Annotated in this window: 13 protein-coding genes; 7 read left to right on the top strand and 6 right to left on the bottom strand. The window is 70.0% G+C overall.

The window, feature by feature from the left end; translation table 11 throughout:
- Window positions 1–4: 4 nt before the first annotated feature.
- Genes CIK81_RS10145 through serA form a run of 3 tightly spaced genes read right to left on the bottom strand, consistent with a single transcriptional unit; the run spans window position 5 to window position 3,852 of the window.
- Window positions 5–1,096 (bottom strand): branched-chain amino acid aminotransferase, encoded by a 1,092-nt coding sequence (locus CIK81_RS10145; RefSeq protein WP_096165622.1) that lies wholly within the window; start codon window positions 1,094–1,096, stop codon window positions 5–7.
- 40 nt (window positions 1,097–1,136) lie between these two features.
- A complete protein-coding gene (locus CIK81_RS10140; protein WP_096165624.1) occupies window positions 1,137–2,216 on the bottom strand; it encodes a 3-isopropylmalate dehydrogenase in 1,080 nt (359 codons plus the stop codon).
- 28 nt (window positions 2,217–2,244) lie between these two features.
- Complete coding sequence (gene serA / locus CIK81_RS10135) at window positions 2,245–3,852, bottom strand: phosphoglycerate dehydrogenase (RefSeq protein ID WP_096165626.1); 1,608 nt, start codon at window positions 3,850–3,852, stop codon at window positions 2,245–2,247.
- Window positions 3,853–4,378: 526 nt separating this feature from the next.
- On the opposite strand from serA, the gene CIK81_RS10130 reads away from it, so the two are divergent.
- Window positions 4,379–5,857, top strand: a complete 1,479-nt coding sequence (locus tag CIK81_RS10130) for a stealth family protein (protein ID WP_158541986.1) — start codon at window positions 4,379–4,381, stop codon at window positions 5,855–5,857.
- Window positions 5,858–5,980: 123 nt separating this feature from the next.
- On the opposite strand, the gene ilvC is transcribed toward CIK81_RS10130, so the two are convergent.
- The 3 genes from ilvC to CIK81_RS10115 all read right to left on the bottom strand — a co-directional run bounded on the left by ilvC (window position 5,981) and on the right by CIK81_RS10115 (window position 9,476).
- A complete protein-coding gene (ilvC, locus tag CIK81_RS10125; protein WP_096165634.1) occupies window positions 5,981–7,012 on the bottom strand; it encodes a ketol-acid reductoisomerase in 1,032 nt (343 codons plus the stop codon).
- 134 nt (window positions 7,013–7,146) lie between these two features.
- Window positions 7,147–7,662 (bottom strand): acetolactate synthase small subunit, encoded by a 516-nt coding sequence (gene ilvN, locus CIK81_RS10120; RefSeq protein WP_096165727.1) that lies wholly within the window; start codon window positions 7,660–7,662, stop codon window positions 7,147–7,149.
- A 56-nt stretch (window positions 7,663–7,718) separates the two neighbouring features.
- A complete protein-coding gene (locus CIK81_RS10115) occupies window positions 7,719–9,476 on the bottom strand; it encodes an acetolactate synthase large subunit (protein WP_096165636.1) in 1,758 nt (585 codons plus the stop codon).
- Between the two features lie 487 nt (window positions 9,477–9,963).
- Here CIK81_RS10115 and CIK81_RS10110 point away from each other — a divergent pair, with 487 nt between their 5' ends.
- From CIK81_RS10110 to cobA, 6 genes are all read left to right on the top strand, one after another.
- Window positions 9,964–11,763 (top strand): nitrite/sulfite reductase, encoded by a 1,800-nt coding sequence (locus CIK81_RS10110; RefSeq protein ID WP_114355672.1) that lies wholly within the window; start codon window positions 9,964–9,966, stop codon window positions 11,761–11,763.
- The gene (locus tag CIK81_RS10105) at window positions 11,760–12,662 is read left to right on the top strand and encodes a phosphoadenylyl-sulfate reductase (RefSeq protein WP_241964111.1); all 903 of its coding nucleotides are present in this window, start codon (window positions 11,760–11,762) and stop codon (window positions 12,660–12,662) included. Before CIK81_RS10110 ends, CIK81_RS10105 begins: the two co-directional genes overlap by 4 nt.
- Window positions 12,659–13,597 (top strand): sulfate adenylyltransferase subunit CysD, encoded by a 939-nt coding sequence (gene cysD, locus CIK81_RS10100; protein ID WP_114329279.1) that lies wholly within the window; start codon window positions 12,659–12,661, stop codon window positions 13,595–13,597. Before CIK81_RS10105 ends, cysD begins: the two co-directional genes overlap by 4 nt.
- Complete coding sequence (locus CIK81_RS10095; RefSeq protein WP_114355671.1) at window positions 13,597–14,988, top strand: sulfate adenylyltransferase subunit 1; 1,392 nt, start codon at window positions 13,597–13,599, stop codon at window positions 14,986–14,988. Before cysD ends, CIK81_RS10095 begins: the two co-directional genes overlap by 1 nt.
- The gene (locus CIK81_RS10090; RefSeq protein WP_241964110.1) at window positions 14,969–15,916 is read left to right on the top strand and encodes a sulfite exporter TauE/SafE family protein; all 948 of its coding nucleotides are present in this window, start codon (window positions 14,969–14,971) and stop codon (window positions 15,914–15,916) included. The genes CIK81_RS10095 and CIK81_RS10090 overlap by 20 nt, the downstream gene beginning before the upstream one ends.
- A gap of 45 nt (window positions 15,917–15,961) precedes the next feature.
- A partial coding sequence (gene cobA, locus CIK81_RS10085) for a uroporphyrinogen-III C-methyltransferase (protein WP_241964109.1) occupies window positions 15,962–17,126 on the top strand: 1,165 nt, incomplete at its 3' end.

The following is a 17,126-nucleotide window of genomic DNA, read 5'->3' as shown; positions in this document are numbered from 1 at the left end:
CGCCTCAGACCAATCGGGTGAGCCAGCCATGACGGTCGGGGATCCGGCCGTACTGGATATCGGTGAGCTCCTGGCGCAGCGAGAGGGTGATCTCCCCGGAGCCGCCGTCGCCGACGCTCCAGGTGCCGCCGTGGGCGCGGAACTCGCCGATCGGATTGATCACGGCGGCGGTGCCGCACGCGAACATCTCGGTGATCTCCCCGGAGCCGAGCTGCTCGAGCAGCTCGCTCATGACCAGCTTCTGCTCGACGACCTCGAGCCCGCGGTCCTCGGCCAGGCGCAGGATCGACTCGCGGGTCACGCCCTCCAGGATCGATCCGGTCAGGGACGGGGTGAGGAGACGGCCGTCGCGGGTGATCGCGAAGACGTTCATCCCGGAGAGCTCGTCGATGCTGGTGTGCGTCTCGGAGTCCAGGAAGAGGACCTCGTCGGCCCCGTGCTCGGCGGCCTCGTCCTTGCCCAGCAGCGAGGAGGCGTAGTTGCCGCCGCACTTGGCGGCGCCGGTGCCCCCGGCGCCGGCACGCGCGTACTCATCGGTGATCCACACGACGAGCGGCTGCACCCCGCGGGGGAAGTACGGGCCCGCCGGGGAAGCGATCACGTAATAGTCCACTGCGTGGGAGGTCCGCACCCCGAGGAACTCCTCGGAGGCGAACATGAACGGGCGCAGGTACAGCGACTCCTCGCTGGTGGCCTCGGGCACCCAGGGCTCGTCGGCCGCGACGACGGCCTTCAACGACTCCAGGAAGTCCTCGACGGACAGCTCGGGCAGGGCGAGACGACGGGCGGAGCGCTGCAGACGCTCGGCGTTGCGCTCCGGCCGGAAGGTCCACACGGAGCCGTCGGCGTGCCGGAACGCCTTGAGCCCCTCGAAGATCTCCTGCCCGTAGTGCAGCACCGCGGTCGCGGGCGAGAGCGAGAGCGGCCCGAAGGGGATGACCTCGGATCCTCCCCAGCCGTTCTCCCGGGTCCACGAGGCGTGGGCCATGAAGTCGGTGTAGTACCTGCCGAAACCGGGGTCGGCGAGGATCTGGGCGCGCTCGACATCGCCGATGCGGCGGGTCCGGTCGGTCTGGGTGAACTGCAGCGCGCTCATGGGGGCTCTCCTCGAAGTCGAGTCGGTCAGGTGGATGGTGTCAGCGGCCGGAGATCGCGGCGACCAGGGCGTCGCCGATCTGCGTGGTGCCGCGGCGGGCGAGCTCCTCGGAGTCCGTCCGGGCGGCGAGGTCCGACTCGACGGCGGCGCGCACGGCGGCGGCCGGCTCGACGTGACCGAGGTGGTCCAGCAGCAGGGCGACCGACAGCACCGTCGCGGTGGGGTCGGCCAGGTTCTGCCCGGCGATGTCCGGGGCGGAGCCGTGGACCGGTTCGAACATCGAGGGGTAGGCGCCGGAGGGGTTGAGGTTGCCGCTCGCGGCCAGCCCGATTCCGCCGCCGACGGCTGCGGCCAGATCGGTGACGATGTCGCCGAAGAGGTTGTCGGTGACGATCACGTCGAAGCGTCCCGGGTCGGTCGCGAGGTAGATCATGGCGGCGTCGACGTGGGCGTAGTCCACGGCGACGTCCGGGTGCTCGGCGCCGACCTCCTCGACGATGCGGCGCCACAGGTGGCCGGCGTGGACCAGCACGTTGTGCTTGTGCACCAGGGTGAGCTTCTTGCGGCGCGCCTCGGCCTGCTCGAAGGCGTAGCGCACCACGCGCTCGACGCCCACGGCGGTGTTCAGCGAGACCTCGGTGGCGACCTCGAGATCGGTGCCGGTGCGCATGGACCCGCCGTTGCCGACGTAGGGGCCCTCGGTGCCCTCGCGCACCACCAGGAAGTCCATGTCGCCCGGATCCTTCAGCGGGGAGGCCACGCCCGGCATCAGCTTGGTGGGGCGCAGGTTCACGTAGTGATCGAAGCCGAAGCGGAGCTTGAGCAGCAGGCCGCGCTCGAGGACGCCCGAGGGCACCTCGGGGTCGCCGACCGCGCCGAGCAGGATCGCGTCGTGCTCGGCCAGGCGCTCCATGTCCTCATCGGTGAGCGTCTCACCGGTGCGGTGCCAGCGGCCCGCCCCGAGGTCGAAGTCCGTGGTCTCGACGGTGACGCCGATCGGCTCGAGGGCGGCGCGCAGGGCGCGCAGTCCCTGGGGCACGACCTCCTTGCCGATGCCGTCACCTTCGATGACGGCGAGCTTGAGGACGGGCGACGAGGCGGGGGCGCTGGTGGTGCTCATGGCGTGGGCTCCGATTCTGCGGGGGATGTCAGTACACGAGGTCGACGGCGTGGATCGAGTGCGCGCCGATGCTCGCACCCAGCTCCTCGGCGAACTCCCGGTCGATGGACTCGTCCAGATCCAGGACCACGAGGGCCTCGGAGCCCTGGACGTCGCCCGCCCGGGAGACCTGCATGCCGGCGATGTTCACGCCGGCCTCGCCGAGGCGGAGGCCGTACTGGCCGATCAGGCCGGGGCCGTCCTCGTAGCGGATGATCAGCAGGTGGTCGCTGAGGGGGACGTCGAGGGCATGGCCGACGACCTCGGTGAGCTTGTGCTCCTGGTCCACGCCGCTCAGCGTGCCGGATACCGAGACGACCTCGCCGCTGCGCAGCGTGCCGCGCACGGTGACCACGTTGCGGAAGCGCTCGGTGTGCTCATCGGTGACGAGCTGCACGGTGATGCCGCGCTCCTCGGCCAGCACGGGAGCGTTGACATAGCTGACCTGCTCGGTGACGACGTTGCGGAAGAGGCCGCGCAGCGCGGAGAGCTTCAGGGCCGTCACATCGCGGGTGGCGAGCTCGCCGTGCACCTCGATGTCGAGCAGCTCGGGGGCCTCCCCCGCCAGCACGGTGAACAGCTGGCCGAGTCGGTCGGCGAGGGCCACGCCCGGGCGCACCAGGTCGTCGATCGCGCCACCGGCGACGTTCACGGCGTCCGGCACGAGCTCGCCGGCCAGGGCGAGCCGCACGGACTTGGCGACGGCCACGCCGGCCTTCTCCTGCGCCTCGGCGGTGGAGGCACCGAGGTGCGGGGTCAGGGTGATGTTGTCGAGCTCGAGCAGGCGCTTGGCGCTCTCGGAGCTGGCGGGCGGCTCCGAGGAGTAGACGTCCAGGCCCGCGCCGGCGATACGGCCGCTGCTGAGCGCCTCGTAGAGCGCCTCCTCGTCGATCAGGCCGCCGCGAGCAGCGTTGACGATGTGCAGGTTCGGCTTCGCGAGCGCGAACTGCTCGGCGCCGATGAGCCCGGTGGTCTCGGGCGTCTTGGGCATGTGCACGGTGACGATGTCCGCCTCGCGCATCAGCTCGTCGAGCTCGACCACCCGGGCGCCGAGCTCGGCGGCGCGTGCGTGGTTCACGTAGGGGTCATAGGCCAGGAGGGTCACGCCGAAGGGACGCAGGCGCTCGGCGACCAGCTGGCCGATGCGGCCGAAGCCCACCACGCCGACGGTCTTCTCCAGCAGCTCGACACCGGTCAGCTGCTTCCGCTCCCAGCGGCCTGCCTTCACGGAGGAGTCCGCGCGGCCGAGGTTGCGCAGCGAGGAGAGGATCAGCGTGATCGCGAGCTCGGCGGCGGAGACGATGTTGGAGGTCGGCGCGTTGATGACCATGACGCCGGCGTTGGTCGCACCGGGCACGTCCACGTTGTCCAGGCCCACGCCCGCACGGGCGACGACCTTCAGGTGGTCGGCTGCGGCATAGACCTCGGCATCGACCTGGGTGGCAGAGCGCACCAGGAGTGCGTCCGCATCCTTGACAGCGGCCAGCAGCGCGGCACGGTCGGTGCCGTCCACGTTCTTGACCTCGACCTCTGACCCCAGGACCTCGACGGTCGCGGGCGACAGCTCTTCTGCAATGAGCACGACGGGACGCGTCACGGAAACTCCTCCAGTACGGATGGTTGTCGTCGCACGCATCCTCGAGGGCGACGGGTACCGGGACAGCTTAGACCGCTGTCCGCCATACGGTCACGGAGGTCACGGGATGAGACGGGATCCTGGACCAGTGGACCGGTGAACCGTCGAGGCTGGGGCGTGCTCCTCGGTGCGCCTCCATCCGTCACTTGGCCGGAGGCCCGTGGCAGGAATCCTTCTCCCCCCTGGTAACATCGCCGGGCCTTGAGCCGCGAGCGGTCGTTCGCCCTCGAGGATCTCCCGCCCTTCGGATGCGAGGTTGAGCGGAGCCCACGGAGAAGTACACCTCAGGAGGAACCGCATGGCGCGGATGGTCCGACGGATCGGACATGCCCGAAAGATCGTGGAGAGAACTGTGCGGCGCGATCTCCGCCGACGGAAAGTCCGCCAGTCCGACGCTTCGCTCCGCCTTTTCTCCGCACGGACTCGGCACGCGTTCGACGCACTCGCGCCGCACTTCGAGCGCGAGCTGCCCGCAGTCGATGTGCCCATGAAGTCGCCCGAAGCTTTCCGTAGTGATCTGCGCGCAGAGGTGGCGAAGCTGTTCGAGCTGCGAAATATCCCCTTCCTGCCCCATCGGTCACTGTCCGTCTCCGACATCGTCTTCGGCGTGCGCGAGGACGACTGGGAAACGATGTTGACTGCCCTGCGGCACAGCGGACTCGAGATGCTCTACGGCGGCAGTTCACGACGCTCACACCCTTCTCGTCCCCTGTATGTGGACTCGATGGACATCGAGGCCTTCCGGACCTCACGAGTCTTGTACCTGCTGCGTCCTGCCGTCGCGCGCCACGACGGCATCGCGGTGAAGCGGTTCGGTTTCGACTGCGCAGTGCGGATCGAGCGATGGAGCACTGGGAAGCCAGGAACTCCGAACGAGGACGCCGTCGTGCCGCGCCTGGGATCCCCGCGTACGGGATACATCGCCACGTCAGCCTTCAGCCCGCTGATCGATCCGCCCCAGCACGTGCTCGATGCCCGCGAGCCGCTGCTCGCAGATAACCTCATGGAGATCACCTTCCCGATCGATGTGGTCTACACCTGGGTAGACGGCACCGATCCGGCCTGGATCGCCCGTAAGCGCTCGGTCCTCGATGCGCTCCACGGTGAGGAGATGTCCGACGACGCCGCATCGGATCTGCGCTTCATCGCCCATGACGAGCTGCGGTATTCGCTGCGAGCTCTCGAGATGTACGCCCCCTGGGTGCGACACGTCTATCTCGTCACCGATCAGCAGCGCCCGCCGTGGTTGCGGGAGGATGATCCCTGGATCACCGTCGTCGACCACACGGAGATCGCTCCCGAGGGCACCGCGCTGCCGACTTTCAACTCTCAGGCGATCGAGGCGAACCTCCACCGCATCGACGGTCTCAGCGAGCACTTCCTGTACTTCAACGACGACGTATTCCTCTCCTCGCCCGTCGTCCCCGAGCTGTTCTTCGGGCCTAACGGAATCGCCTCGATGTATCTCTCGAAGGCCCAGGTGGCTGGCGGCGCGCCGGTGCTCGGCGAACCCGCGTCGGACTCCGCAGGGAAGAACGCTCGCACTCTAGTGCAGGAGGTCTCGGGACGCCGGGTGAGCCGCAAGCTCTTCCACACCCCGTTCCCCCTGCGTCGTTCGATCTCCAACGAGATCGAGAAACGCTGGCCCGAGGTGGTCCGGCAGACCCGCCTGTCGCAATTCCGTCGGCTCGAGGACGTCACCCTCTCCGGCGCTCTGCATATGAACTACGCCTATGCCACATCCCGAGCGGTCACTCGGAGCATTCGCTACCGGTACGTGAACATCGGAGCCGCGAACGCTCCGCAGAAGCTCGAGTCCCTGATGACGGACCGGCATGAGCTCCAGACGTTCTGCCTCAACGAGGCCTCGCAGGACCTCTCCCCCGCACGCGTCGATGCGCTGGTCCGAAGCTTCCTGCGGCGACGGTTCCCCGACATGGGCTCGTTCGAGATCCCGGGACGCTGAAGAGCGGCCCGACAACGTAACAGCATCAGGTCACCCCGACCGGCGACCGGGAAGCACGATGCACGGACAACAACGGCGGGTGCACCTCGAAGGTGCACCCGCCGTCGCGGTCAGGGGGGTCGATCAGCGCGCTGCGCTGCCCTCGGTGTAGTCCTCGTCAACGGCCTGAGCGCTCCAGGAGAACATCTTGCGCAGGTCGCGGCCGACGGTCTCGATCTGGTGCTTGGCCTCCTCCTCGCGCAGCTCCGTGAACTCGGGCGCGCCGGCGTCCTGGTCCTCGATAAAGCGCTTGGCGAAGGCACCGCTCTGGATGTCGCCGAGGATGTCCTTCATGGCCTTCTTGGTCTCGTCGGTCACGACGCGCGGGCCGGAGACGTAGTCGCCGTACTCCGCGGTGTCCGAGATCGACCAGCGCTGCTTGGCGATGCCGCCCTCGTGCATGAGGTCGACGATCAGCTTGAGCTCGTGGAGCACCTCGAAGTAGGCGATCTCGGGCTGGTAGCCCGCCTCGGCGAGGGTCTCGAAGCCGGCCTGGACGAGGTGGCTCATGCCGCCGCACAGCACGGCCTGCTCGCCGAAGAGATCGGTCTCGGTCTCCTCGGTGAAGGTGGTCTTGATGACGCCGGCGCGGGTGCCGCCGATGCCCTTGGCGTAGGAGAACGCGAGGTCCCAGGCGGAGCCGGTGGCGTCCTGCTCGACGGCGACGATGTCCGGGATGCCGCGGCCGGCGACGAACTCGCGGCGCACGGTGTGGCCGGGGGCCTTGGGGGCGATCAGCAGCACGTCGACGCCCGCGGGGACCTCGATGTAGCCGAAGCGGATGTTGAAGCCGTGCGCGAAGGCGAGCGCCTTGCCCTCGGAGAGGTGCGGCTGGATGGACTCGGCGTAGACCTTCCGCTGGTCCTGATCCGGGGTGAGGATCATGATCAGGTCGGCCCACTCGGAGACCTCGGCGACGGAGCCGGTGCCCAGGCCCTGCTCCTCGGCCTTGGCGCGGGACTTCGAGCCCTCGCGCAGGCCGACGCGGACCTCGACGCCGCTGTCGCGCAGGTTCAGCGCGTGGGCGTGGCCCTGGGAGCCGAAGCCGACGATGGCGACCTTCTTGCCCTGGATGATGGACAGATCGGCGTTGTCGTCGTAGTAGATCTCAGCCACGATGTGCTCCTTCGTGTTGGTGTGTGCGGGCGCCGCGCTCAGGGCGGCGCGCCGGGCGACGGGACGATCCTATCGCCGGTTGTCTTGAAGAGTGAGAGGTCGTCTCTGGATTCGGGACGATCCGCTCGTGCTGGTCAGCCCAGCAGGCTGCGATCGGTGATCGCCCGCCCGCCGCGGCCGATGGCGACCTCGCCGGACTTCACGATCTCGCGGACGCCGAAGGACTCGAGCATCCCCAGCAGCGCGGAGAGTTTGTCCTGCGTGCCGGTCGCCTCGATGGTCACGGAATCGGCGGCCGCGTCGACCACCTTCGCCCGGAACATCTGGACGATCTCCAGCACCGAGGTGCGGCTGGAGTTGTCCGCCGTCACCTTGATGAGGATCAGCTCGCGCTGGACGGTCTGCCGTGCGTCGAGCTGGACGATCTTGAGGACGTTCACCAGCTTGTTGAGCTGCTTCGTGATCTGCTCGAGCCGACGCTGATCCACGTCGACGACCACGGTGATCCGGGAGATCTCCGGGTGCTCCGTCGGGCCGACGGCGAGCGAGGAGATGTTGTAGGCCCGCCTCGAGAACAGGGCGGTGACGCGGGTGAGCACACCGGGCTTGTTCTCGACGAGCACCGAGAGGGTCTGGCTCTGCGGCGTCATCACGTAGTCCGTGGTGCTCGCCGGGGTGTTCTGGGTGGACTGGTTGGCGCTCATGTTCAGATGTCCCTCTCCCACTCGGGGCTCATGCCCTGGGCGATCTGGATCTCGTCGTTGGAGACCCCGGCCGGCACCATGGGCCACACCATCGCGTCGGCGCTCACGGTGAAGTCGACGATCACCGGGCGATCGTTGATCTCCATCGCCTGGGCGATGGTGGCGTCGATGTCCTCGTCGCGCTCGCAGCGCAGCCCGACCGCGCCATAGGCGTCGGCGAGCTTGACGAAGTCGGGGATGCGGCGGGTGCCGTGCCCGGTGTTCAGGTCGGTATTGGAGTAGCGCTGGTCGTAGAACAGGTTCTGCCACTGGCGCACCATGCCGAGGCTGGAGTTGTTGATGATCGCGACCTTGATCGGGATGTCGTTGATGACGCAGGTGGCGAGCTCCTGGTTGGTCATCTGGAAGCATCCGTCGCCGTCGATGGACCACACGACCTTGTCGGGCTGGCCCACCTTCGCACCCATCGCCGCGGGCACCGAGTAGCCCATGGTCCCGAGGCCACCGGAGTTGATCCAGGTGCAGGGGTGCTCGTACTTGATGAACTGGCTGGACCACATCTGGTGCTGGCCCACGCCCGCCACGAAGATCGAGTCCGGGCCGGAGATCGCGCCGATGCGGGAGATGACCTTCTGCGGGGCGGTGAAGCCGTCCTCGGTCTCGGTCCAGCCCAGCGGGTAGTTGTCCCGCAGCATCGACATGGTGTTCCACCATGCCTCGTAGTCCCGCGGGTCGTCCTCGGCGAGGCGCTCGCGCAGCTCGGCGGTCATCGCACGGGCCACCTCCGCTGCCTGGCCGACGATCGGCACCTGAGCCTCGCGGTTCTTGGAGATCTCCGCAGGGTCGATGTCCGCATGGACCACCTTCGCCCCCGGGGCGAACGACTCCAGGACACCGGTCACGCGGTCATCGAAGCGCGCTCCGATGTTCACGATCAGATCCGAACGCTGCAGCGCGGAGACCGCGGAGACGGCGCCGTGCATCCCGGGCATGCCGAGGTGGTTGGGATGGGAGTCGGGCAGCGCGCCGCGCGCCATCAGCGTGGTCACGAACGGCGCACCGGAGACGTCGATCAGCTCGCCGACCTCTTCGCTGGCCCGACCGCGCAGCACGCCGCCGCCGAGCAGGAACACGGGGCGCTTGGCCTCGAGCAGGAGCGAGACGGCCTCGCGGATCTGCTTGCTGTGCGGACGCGGGTCCGGGCGGTAGCCGGGCAGGTCCAGCCCCTCGGGCCAGACAAACTGCGTCATCCCCTGCTGGGCGTCCTTCGTGACGTCCACGAGGACGGCGCCCGGGCGGCCGGTCGAGGCGATGTGGAAGGCCTGCTTGATGACCTTGGGGATCTCGTCGGCGTCCGAGACCAGGAAGTTGTGCTTGGTCACCGGCATCGTCATGCCGACGATGTCCGCTTCCTGGAAGGCGTCGGTGCCGATGAACTGGGAGCCGACCTGACCGGTGATCGCGACCAACGGGATGGAGTCCATCTGGGCGTCGGCGATCGCGGTGATGAGGTTGGTGGCGCCGGGACCGGAGGTGGCGAGGCACACGCCGACCTTGCCGGTGGCGTGGGCGTAGCCGCTCGCGGCGTGTCCCGCGCCCTGCTCATGGCGCACCAGGATGTGCCGAATGTCCTCGGCATCCATCAGGGGGTCGTAGGTGGGCAGGATGCAACCGCCGGGAAGGCCGAAGACGACCTCTGCCCCGGCGTGCTTGAGGGACTCGACCAGCGCCTGAGCGCCGGTCATCTGCTGTCCGTTCATCGGAACTCCTTCGTCGTCTCGGACGGTGGGCAAGGCGGTGAACTGCTCATGCGGACTGCGGTCCCTCCCGGATCGCTCCGCGCCCAGGAACGAGGACACGAAAAAGCCCCTCCGCCTGGGGCTAGGGAGGGGCGCGGTTGACGTCTCGATGAAACGAACGGGGTCAGCCGCGCTCGGTAACTACGAGAATGATCGTCTGCATGCCACACACAGTAGAGCCTTCCCAGTGGCACAGGCCATCCGTCCGGATCGCGAGACGATTCGTCCACCGCTGACCGTCGGCCCGTTCGTCGACCCGTCATCGACCCGTTCGTCAACCCGCTCGTCGACCCGTCGTCGACCCGCTCATCGACTCCTCGCCAACTCGCTCGGGCCGCGCCGTGCCGCCTCGTCGTCGTCGGGCCGTGCCAACAGCGCCTCTCATGACGCGGCGTCACATTGGGCCAAAGTAGTCGTAATGACCCACATAAGCCGACATGATCACCGTATGCCCCGAGTCGATAACGCCGAGACCACTGTGACCGCTGAGCCGACCGCGACCGCCACGACCACTGCGACCACTGCGACCGAACCTGCCGCCTCCTCAGCGCAGACCGCCCCTGCTCGGGCGCGCCCGTCCCGCTCGGGCAAGCCGCAGGGGCAGTGGAAGGTCGACGGCACCGCACCGCTGAACGCCAACGAGGAGCTCAAGGCCGCTGACAACGGGCTCAACGTGCGTGAGCGCATCGAGCGGATCTACGCTCCCGGCGGTTTCGACTCGATCCCCGATGACGACCTCCACGGTCGCTTCCGCTGGTGGGGCCTGTACACCCAGCGCAAGCCGGGCATCGATGGAGGGCGCACCGCACAGCTGGAGCCCCATGAGCTCGAGGACCGCTACTTCATGATGCGGGTGCGCACCGATGGCGCCGCGCTCAGCCCGCAGGCGCTGCGAGTGCTGGGCACCATCTCCACCGAGTTCGCCCGCGGCTCGGCGGACATCTCGGACCGGCAGAACATCCAGTACCACTGGGTCGGGATCGAGGACGTCCCCGAGATCTGGCGACGTCTGGCCACGGTGGACCTCGAATCCACGACCGCCTGCGGCGACACCCCGAGGGGCTTCCTCGGCAGCCCGGTGGCAGGGATCGCCGCCGACGAGATCATCGATCCCACCCCGGTGATCACCGAGATCAAGCGGCGGTACCTCGGCGACCCCGACCTGGCGAACCTGCCCCGCAAGTTCAAGACCGCGGTCACCGGCCACCCCAGCCAGGACGTGGTCCACGAGATCAACGACATCTCCCTGGTCGGCGTGGTCCACCCCGAGCTGGGCCCGGGGTACGACCTGTGGGTGGGCGGCGCGCTGTCCACCACTCCTCGACTGGCCGAACGGCTCGGCGCCTTCGTGCGCGAGGACCAGGCGGCCGACGTCTGGCACGGCGTGGTGAGGATCTTCCGCGACTACGGCTACCGCCGGCTGCGGAACAAGGCCCGGCTGAAGTTCCTCCTGGCCGCCTGGGGCCCCGAGAAGTTCCGCGAGGTGCTGGAGAGCGAGTACCTCGGATACTCGCTGGCCGACGGGCCCGCCGCCGGTGCGCCCGTCGGCCCTGCCGACCACGTCGGCGTCCACCCCCAGAAGGACGGCCGCGTGTATGTCGGCGCGACCACCACGGTGGGCCGCGTCGGAGGCGGCCTGCTGAGCACCCTGGCGGACCTGGTCGAGACGGTGGGTGCGGAGGCGGTCCGGCTGACGCCGTTCCAGAGCGTCGTGGTGCTCGGTGTCCCCACCGACGGGGTCGATGAGCTGCTGACAGGGCTCGATCAGCTCGGACTCAGCACCCGTCCCAGCCCGTTCCGGCGCTCCACCATGGCGTGCACCGGGCTCGAGTTCTGCAAGCTCGCGATCGTCGACACCAAGGACACCGCCGCACACACCATCTCGGTGCTGGAGGACCGGCTCCGCGATATCACGCCGCAGCTCGAGGACTCCATCAGCCTGCACGTGAACGGCTGCCCGAACTCCTGCGCCCGGATCCAGACGGCGGACATCGGGCTGAAGGGCCAGATCGTCACCACCGAGGAGGGGGAGCAGCTGCCCGGGTTCCAGGTGCACCTGGGCGGCTCTCTGGCCGCCCCCGGGCTCGAGCAGCCCCAGCTCGGCCGCACCCTGCGCCAGCACAAGGTCGCCGCCCGCGATCTCCCCGACTACGTCGAACGCGTCGTGCGGCGCTTCGTCGTATCCCGAGCCCCCGGCGAGTCCTTCGCCGTCTGGGCCCACCGCGCCGAGGACGAGGAGCTGCGATGACCCGCCGGAGCACCACCCATGTCCAGACCACCAGCGCCGACGAGCCCGCCCGGCCCGCCGCCGCCCGGACCAGCGATGCGACCACCGCCGCCGCTGATGCCCGGGCAGACCCCGCCGCGCGCACGGCCGCTCTGCGGGCGCTCGCCGAGGAGGCCTCGGCGCGCTTCGCCGCTCTCGAGGAGACTCTGGCTCCCGATGAGCTCGCCGCCGCCGTCAGCGCCTGGGCAGCGCACACCTTCGGTGCCGACCTCGCCGTCGCCTGCAGCATGGCCGATGCCGTGCTCCCCCACGTCGTCTCCCAGCATCGCCCCGGCGTGGACGTGCTCTTCCTCGAGACCGGATACCACTTCCCCGAGACCCTCCGGACTCGCGACCGCGTGGCGCGTGAGCTCGACGTGACGGTGGTCGACGTGCTCCCCGAGCGCACGGTGCCCCAGCAGGACGCCGACCTCGGCGCCCGGCTCCACGACCGCGATCCTGCCGCCTGCTGCGCACTGCGCAAGGTGGACCCGCTGCGCCGGGCCCTGTCCGGCTACGACGCCTGGGTCACCGGGGTGCGCCGGGAGGAAGGCCCCACCCGTGCCGACACTCCCCTGGTCACCTATGACGAGGCCTTCGACCTGGTGAAGATCAACCCCTTGGTCACCTGGTCGTTCGGACAGCTCATGGGGTACTCCCACGACCACGGCCTGCCGGAGAACCCACTGCTGGAGCAGGGCTACCCGAGCATCGGCTGCGCGCCGTGCACTCGCGCCGTCGCCCCGGGCGAGGACCCCCGCGCCGGCCGCTGGGCCGACTCCGACAAGACCGAATGCGGCCTCCATCCGGCCGGTGACTCCCCCTCCACCATCGCCCCTCTGTCCCTGCTCACCGTCGACACCACCCAGGAGCCCACATGACGACTCCGGTCCAGGACCCGCACGCCGTGGACACCGCCCGCCGGCACCCCGACCTGCTCGATGCGCTCGAGAGCGAGGCCCTCCACATCATCCGCGAGGTGGTCGGCGAGCTCGAACGCCCCGTGATGCTGTTCTCCGGAGGCAAGGACTCCGTGGTGATGCTGCACCTCGCCGCGAAGGCGCTCTGGCCGGCGCCGGTCCCCTTCCCGGTGCTCCACGTGGACACCGGGCACAACTTCCCCGAGGTGCTGCAGTTCCGCGACGCCGCCGTGGAGCACTACGGCGTCCAGCTCCACGTCGCCTCCGTTCAGGACTACCTCGACGACGGCCGGCTGCAGGAGCGCAGCGACGGCACCCGCAACCCCCTGCAGACCCTGCCGCTGCTCGACGCGATCGAGGAGCACCGTTTCGACGCCGTCTTCGGCGGCGGCCGGCGGGACGAGGACAAGGCCCGTGCCAAGGAGCGCATCGTGAGCCTGCGCAACTCCTTCGGGCACTGGGATCCCAAGAACCAGCGTCCGGAGCTCTGGGACCTGTACAACACCCGGCGTCGGCCCGGCGAGCACGTGCGCGTCTTCCCGCTGTCGAACTGGACCGAGCTGGACGTGTGGCGCTACATCGCCCGCGAGGGCATCGCCCTGCCGACGCTGTACTACGCCCATGAACGGGAGGTCGTCGAACGCGACGGGATGCTCCTGTCCCCCGGAGACTGGGTGCACCTCGGCAAGGGCGAGGAGTCCAATGTGCGCACCGTGCGCTACCGGACCGTGGGCGACATGTCCTGCACCGGCGCTGTGGCCTCCACCGCCCGCGACGTCGAGGCGGTGATCGCCGAGGTCGCGGCGACCACGGTCACCGAACGCGGCGCCACCCGCGCCGACGACCGCCTCTCCGAGGCCGCCATGGAGGATCGCAAGAAGGAGGGCTACTTCTGATGAGCACGACGACGATGAGCACCGAGCAGACCGGCGCCGGCACGGCCAGCACCACCGGGCCCGCGAGGACCGGGCCGACGACAGGCACGGCGCCGGACGGCACGGCAGCGGGCCCGGTGACGCCGACCCTGCTGCGCCTGGCGACCGCCGGCAGCGTGGATGACGGCAAGTCGACCCTGATCGGTCGGCTGCTGCACGACACGAAGTCCGTGCTGGCCGACCAGCTGGCGGCTGTCGAGGACGCGAGCCGACGCCGCGGCTGGACCGGTGAACTGGCGGACCTCGCGCTGTTGACCGATGGTCTGCGGGCGGAGCGGGAGCAGGGCATCACGATCGATGTCGCCTACCGCTACTTCGCGACCGCCGAGAGGTCCTACGTGCTGGCGGACACCCCGGGCCACGTCCAGTACACGCGCAACACCGTCACCGGCGCCTCCACGGCCGACGTGGTCGTGGTGCTGGTCGATGCCCGCAACGGGGTGGTCGAGCAGACCCGCCGCCATCTCGCGGTGGCGGCGCTGCTGCGGGTCCCCCACGTGGTCGTGGCCCTGAACAAGATCGACCTGGTCGAGGATCCTCAGCGGGTCCACGAGCAGGTCGCCGCCGATCTGGCCGACGTGGCCAGGGCGCTCTCCGGCTCCGTGCCCCCGGTGGTCCCCCTCTCGGCGCTGCGTGGAGACAACGTCGTCCATGCCTCCGAGGAGACCCCCTGGTATGCGGGGCCGACGCTGCTGGCGCTGCTGGAGTCCCTGCCGCCGGCCCGCGACCTCCAGCACGACGGGTTCCGGATGCCGGTCCAGCTGGTGATCCGTCCCCAGCACGGTGCCCGGGACGCCGCGCACGTCGAATACCGCGGCTACGCGGGGCTCATCACCTCAGGGACGGTCGAGGTCGGTGACCGGGTGACCATTGCCGGATCCGGCCGCGCCACCACGGTGGCCGGGATCGATCTGGACCGCTCCGGCGTGCAGCGCGCCGAAGCAGGCCTGTCCGTCACCCTACGGCTGAGCGAGGAGGTCGACGTCTCCCGCGGGGATCTGCTCGCCGCCGGGGACGTGCCCTCCCCCAGCGACAGCTTCTCCGCCGTGCTGTGCTGGTTGTCCGAGCGTCCGCTGCGAGCAGGCTCCCGCGTGCTGATCAAGCACGGGACCCGCACGGTGCAGGCCCGTGTCAGTGCGGTCCGGGATCGCCTGGACATCTCCACCCTCGAGCACGAACCGGCCGACCAGGCCGAGCTCAACGACCTCGTCCGCGTGGATCTGGACCTCGCCCAGGCCCTCCCCGTGGAGGCATACTCGACCTCCCGGACGGGCGGCGCCTTCATCGTGATCGACCCTCAGGACGCCACCACTCTCGCCGCCGGGATGGTCGATGATCCCGAGCGGACCTGAGGCGGCCGTCGTGCTCCTGGAGCTGCTGCCCGCCGGGATCGCCGGCTTCCTCGCGCAGATGATCGACGGCGCCCTCGGGATGGGCTACGGGGTCACGTCGGCCTCGCTGCTGCTCGCGACGGGAATGGCTCCTGCCGTGGTCGCCGCGACCGTGAAGTTCGCCCAGCTGGGCACGACGCTCGCCTCCGGCGCCAGCCATTGGCAGGCCCGGAACGTCGACGGACGGATCGTGGCGAGGCTTGCGCTCCCCGGCGGGCTTGGCGCCCTGGCCGGTGCGACCGTGCTGTCCTCCCTGTCCCTCCAGGCCGCGGCGCCGGTGATGTCCGCTCTGCTGCTGATCCTCGGGATCCTGGTGATGATCCGCTTCGTCACCCGGCGCAGCCGGCCGGTCACGACGGACGGTGCGAGCCCGCGGCGAGGGCTGCTGGTCCCGCTCGGCCTGGTCGGCGGTCTCGTCGACTCGACCGGGGGCGGAGGCTGGGGGCCGGTGGTGACCTCGACCCTGCTGACCTCCTCCCGCACGGCGCCGCGGACCGTGATCGGCTCCGTGGCCACTGCGGAGTTCGTGGTCACCGTCTGCGCGAGCATCGGGTTTCTGCTAGGGCTCGGTCTCGACCGGGTCTCGCTCGGGCTGACCCTCGCGCTGATGATCGGCGGCGTGCTCGCCGCGCCCCTCGCGGCACGGCTCGCCGGGCGACTGCCCGCCGGCATCCTCGGAGTGCTCGTGGGGAGCCTGATCATCACCCTGAACCTCGGGCCGACGCTCAGCGGTCTCGCCGTGCCGGCGCCGGCGCGGCTCGCGGTGCAGAGCGGAGCGGCGCTGGCGTGTCTCCTGCTCCTCGCCGCGGCGCTGCGCCGCCACCGGGCCTCACGCGCCCTGCCCGCAGGGGCTGACGAGGCTGTCCCCTCCTTGCCGGTTCCTTCCTGATCGAGCTTCCCGTCCCGTCCTGATCGAGAGACCTCCATGCCCTCCATGCCCTCCACCGACCTCGCCCACGGCGACGCCCTGCCCACCGCCATGCTCGACCGAGGAGCCGTGGCCCTGATCGGGGGCGGACCGGGCGCGCTGGACCTCATCACCGTCCGCGGACTGTCGCTGCTGCGCCAGGCCGACGTGGTGATCGTGGACCGGCTGGGCCCCGTCGGCCTCACCGCGCTGCTCGGCCCCGAGGTCGAGGTGATCGACGTGGGCAAACGGCCGGGCGCCCACACGGTGCGTCAGGACGGGATCGAGGAGCTGCTGGTGCGCAAGGCCCACGCCGGTCACCGGGTCGCCCGACTCAAGGGCGGCGACCCCTTCGTGCTCGGCCGCGGCGGCGAGGAGGTGCTCGCCTGCCGCGCCGCCGGTGTGCCGGTCCAGGTGGTGCCCGGGGTGACCTCGGCGATCGCCGGTCCCACCGCCGGGGACGTCCCGGTGACCCATCGCGGCGCTGCGGTGGCGCTCCACATCGTCAACGCCCATGGAGATCTGGGGCCGGCGGATCTCGCGGCACTGCGGGACCCGGGCACCACGACCGTGCTCATGATGGGCGTGGAATGGCTGCCCCGGCTGGTCGAGCAATCCGTGCTGAACGGCGTCGACCCCTCCACCCCCGTGGCGATCGTGCAGAGCGCGACGCTCACGGACCAGCGGGTCGTGCACGGCACCCTGGCCACCATCGAACGGGTGGCCGCTGACGCCGAGATCTCCCATCCCGCGGTGATCACCGTCGGCCGGACCGCTGCCGCAGGCTTCCTGGACCCGTCCGCCTCCGGCACCGCGCTCCGGGGGCCCGGCCGAGAAGCCCCCGCCCCCGCCGTCGAGAGTGCGCGCCCGGCACCGATCGGGGCGTCGGCCCCGGTCCTGATCGGCTGCGCGCACGGCACCCGGTCCCGGGAGGGACGCGACGTGGTGCGGGCGATCCTGCGACGCATCGGCGAACTCGTCCCCGGGATCCCCGTGCGCGAGGCCTATGTCGATGTGCAGTCGCCCGACGTGGCCGACGCGGTCGCCGACCTCTCCGTGCCCGCGCCCGACGTGCGCACCCGCGAGGACGACGCCGCGCCGGCGGCCGTCGTCGTCCCGCTGCTGCTGTCCACCGGATTCCATGTCAACCAGGACATCGCCGCCGCGGTCACGGGCCGGGACGCGGCCGCCG

This window comes from Brachybacterium sp. JB7 (assembly GCF_003335205.1).
Lineage (GTDB): Bacteria > Actinomycetota > Actinomycetes > Actinomycetales > Dermabacteraceae > Brachybacterium > Brachybacterium alimentarium.
This window is presented reverse-complemented; position numbering and strand designations above follow the sequence as displayed.

Coding starts and splice junctions, on each gene's coding strand:
- CIK81_RS10115 (WP_096165636.1), bottom strand. CDS start 9,476: ATGAACGGACAGCAGATGACCGGCGCTCAGGCGCTGGTCGAGTCCCTC.
- cysD (WP_114329279.1), top strand. CDS start 12,659: ATGACGACTCCGGTCCAGGACCCGCACGCCGTGGACACCGCCCGCCGG.
- CIK81_RS10130 (WP_158541986.1), top strand. CDS start 4,379: ATGAAGTCGCCCGAAGCTTTCCGTAGTGATCTGCGCGCAGAGGTGGCG.
- CIK81_RS10110 (WP_114355672.1), top strand. CDS start 9,964: ATGCCCCGAGTCGATAACGCCGAGACCACTGTGACCGCTGAGCCGACC.
- ilvN (WP_096165727.1), bottom strand. CDS start 7,662: ATGACGCCGCAGAGCCAGACCCTCTCGGTGCTCGTCGAGAACAAGCCC.
- CIK81_RS10090 (WP_241964110.1), top strand. CDS start 14,969: ATGATCCCGAGCGGACCTGAGGCGGCCGTCGTGCTCCTGGAGCTGCTG.
- CIK81_RS10095 (WP_114355671.1), top strand. CDS start 13,597: ATGAGCACGACGACGATGAGCACCGAGCAGACCGGCGCCGGCACGGCC.
- CIK81_RS10140 (WP_096165624.1), bottom strand. CDS start 2,216: ATGAGCACCACCAGCGCCCCCGCCTCGTCGCCCGTCCTCAAGCTCGCC.
- CIK81_RS10105 (WP_241964111.1), top strand. CDS start 11,760: ATGACCCGCCGGAGCACCACCCATGTCCAGACCACCAGCGCCGACGAG.
- CIK81_RS10145 (WP_096165622.1), bottom strand. CDS start 1,096: ATGAGCGCGCTGCAGTTCACCCAGACCGACCGGACCCGCCGCATCGGC.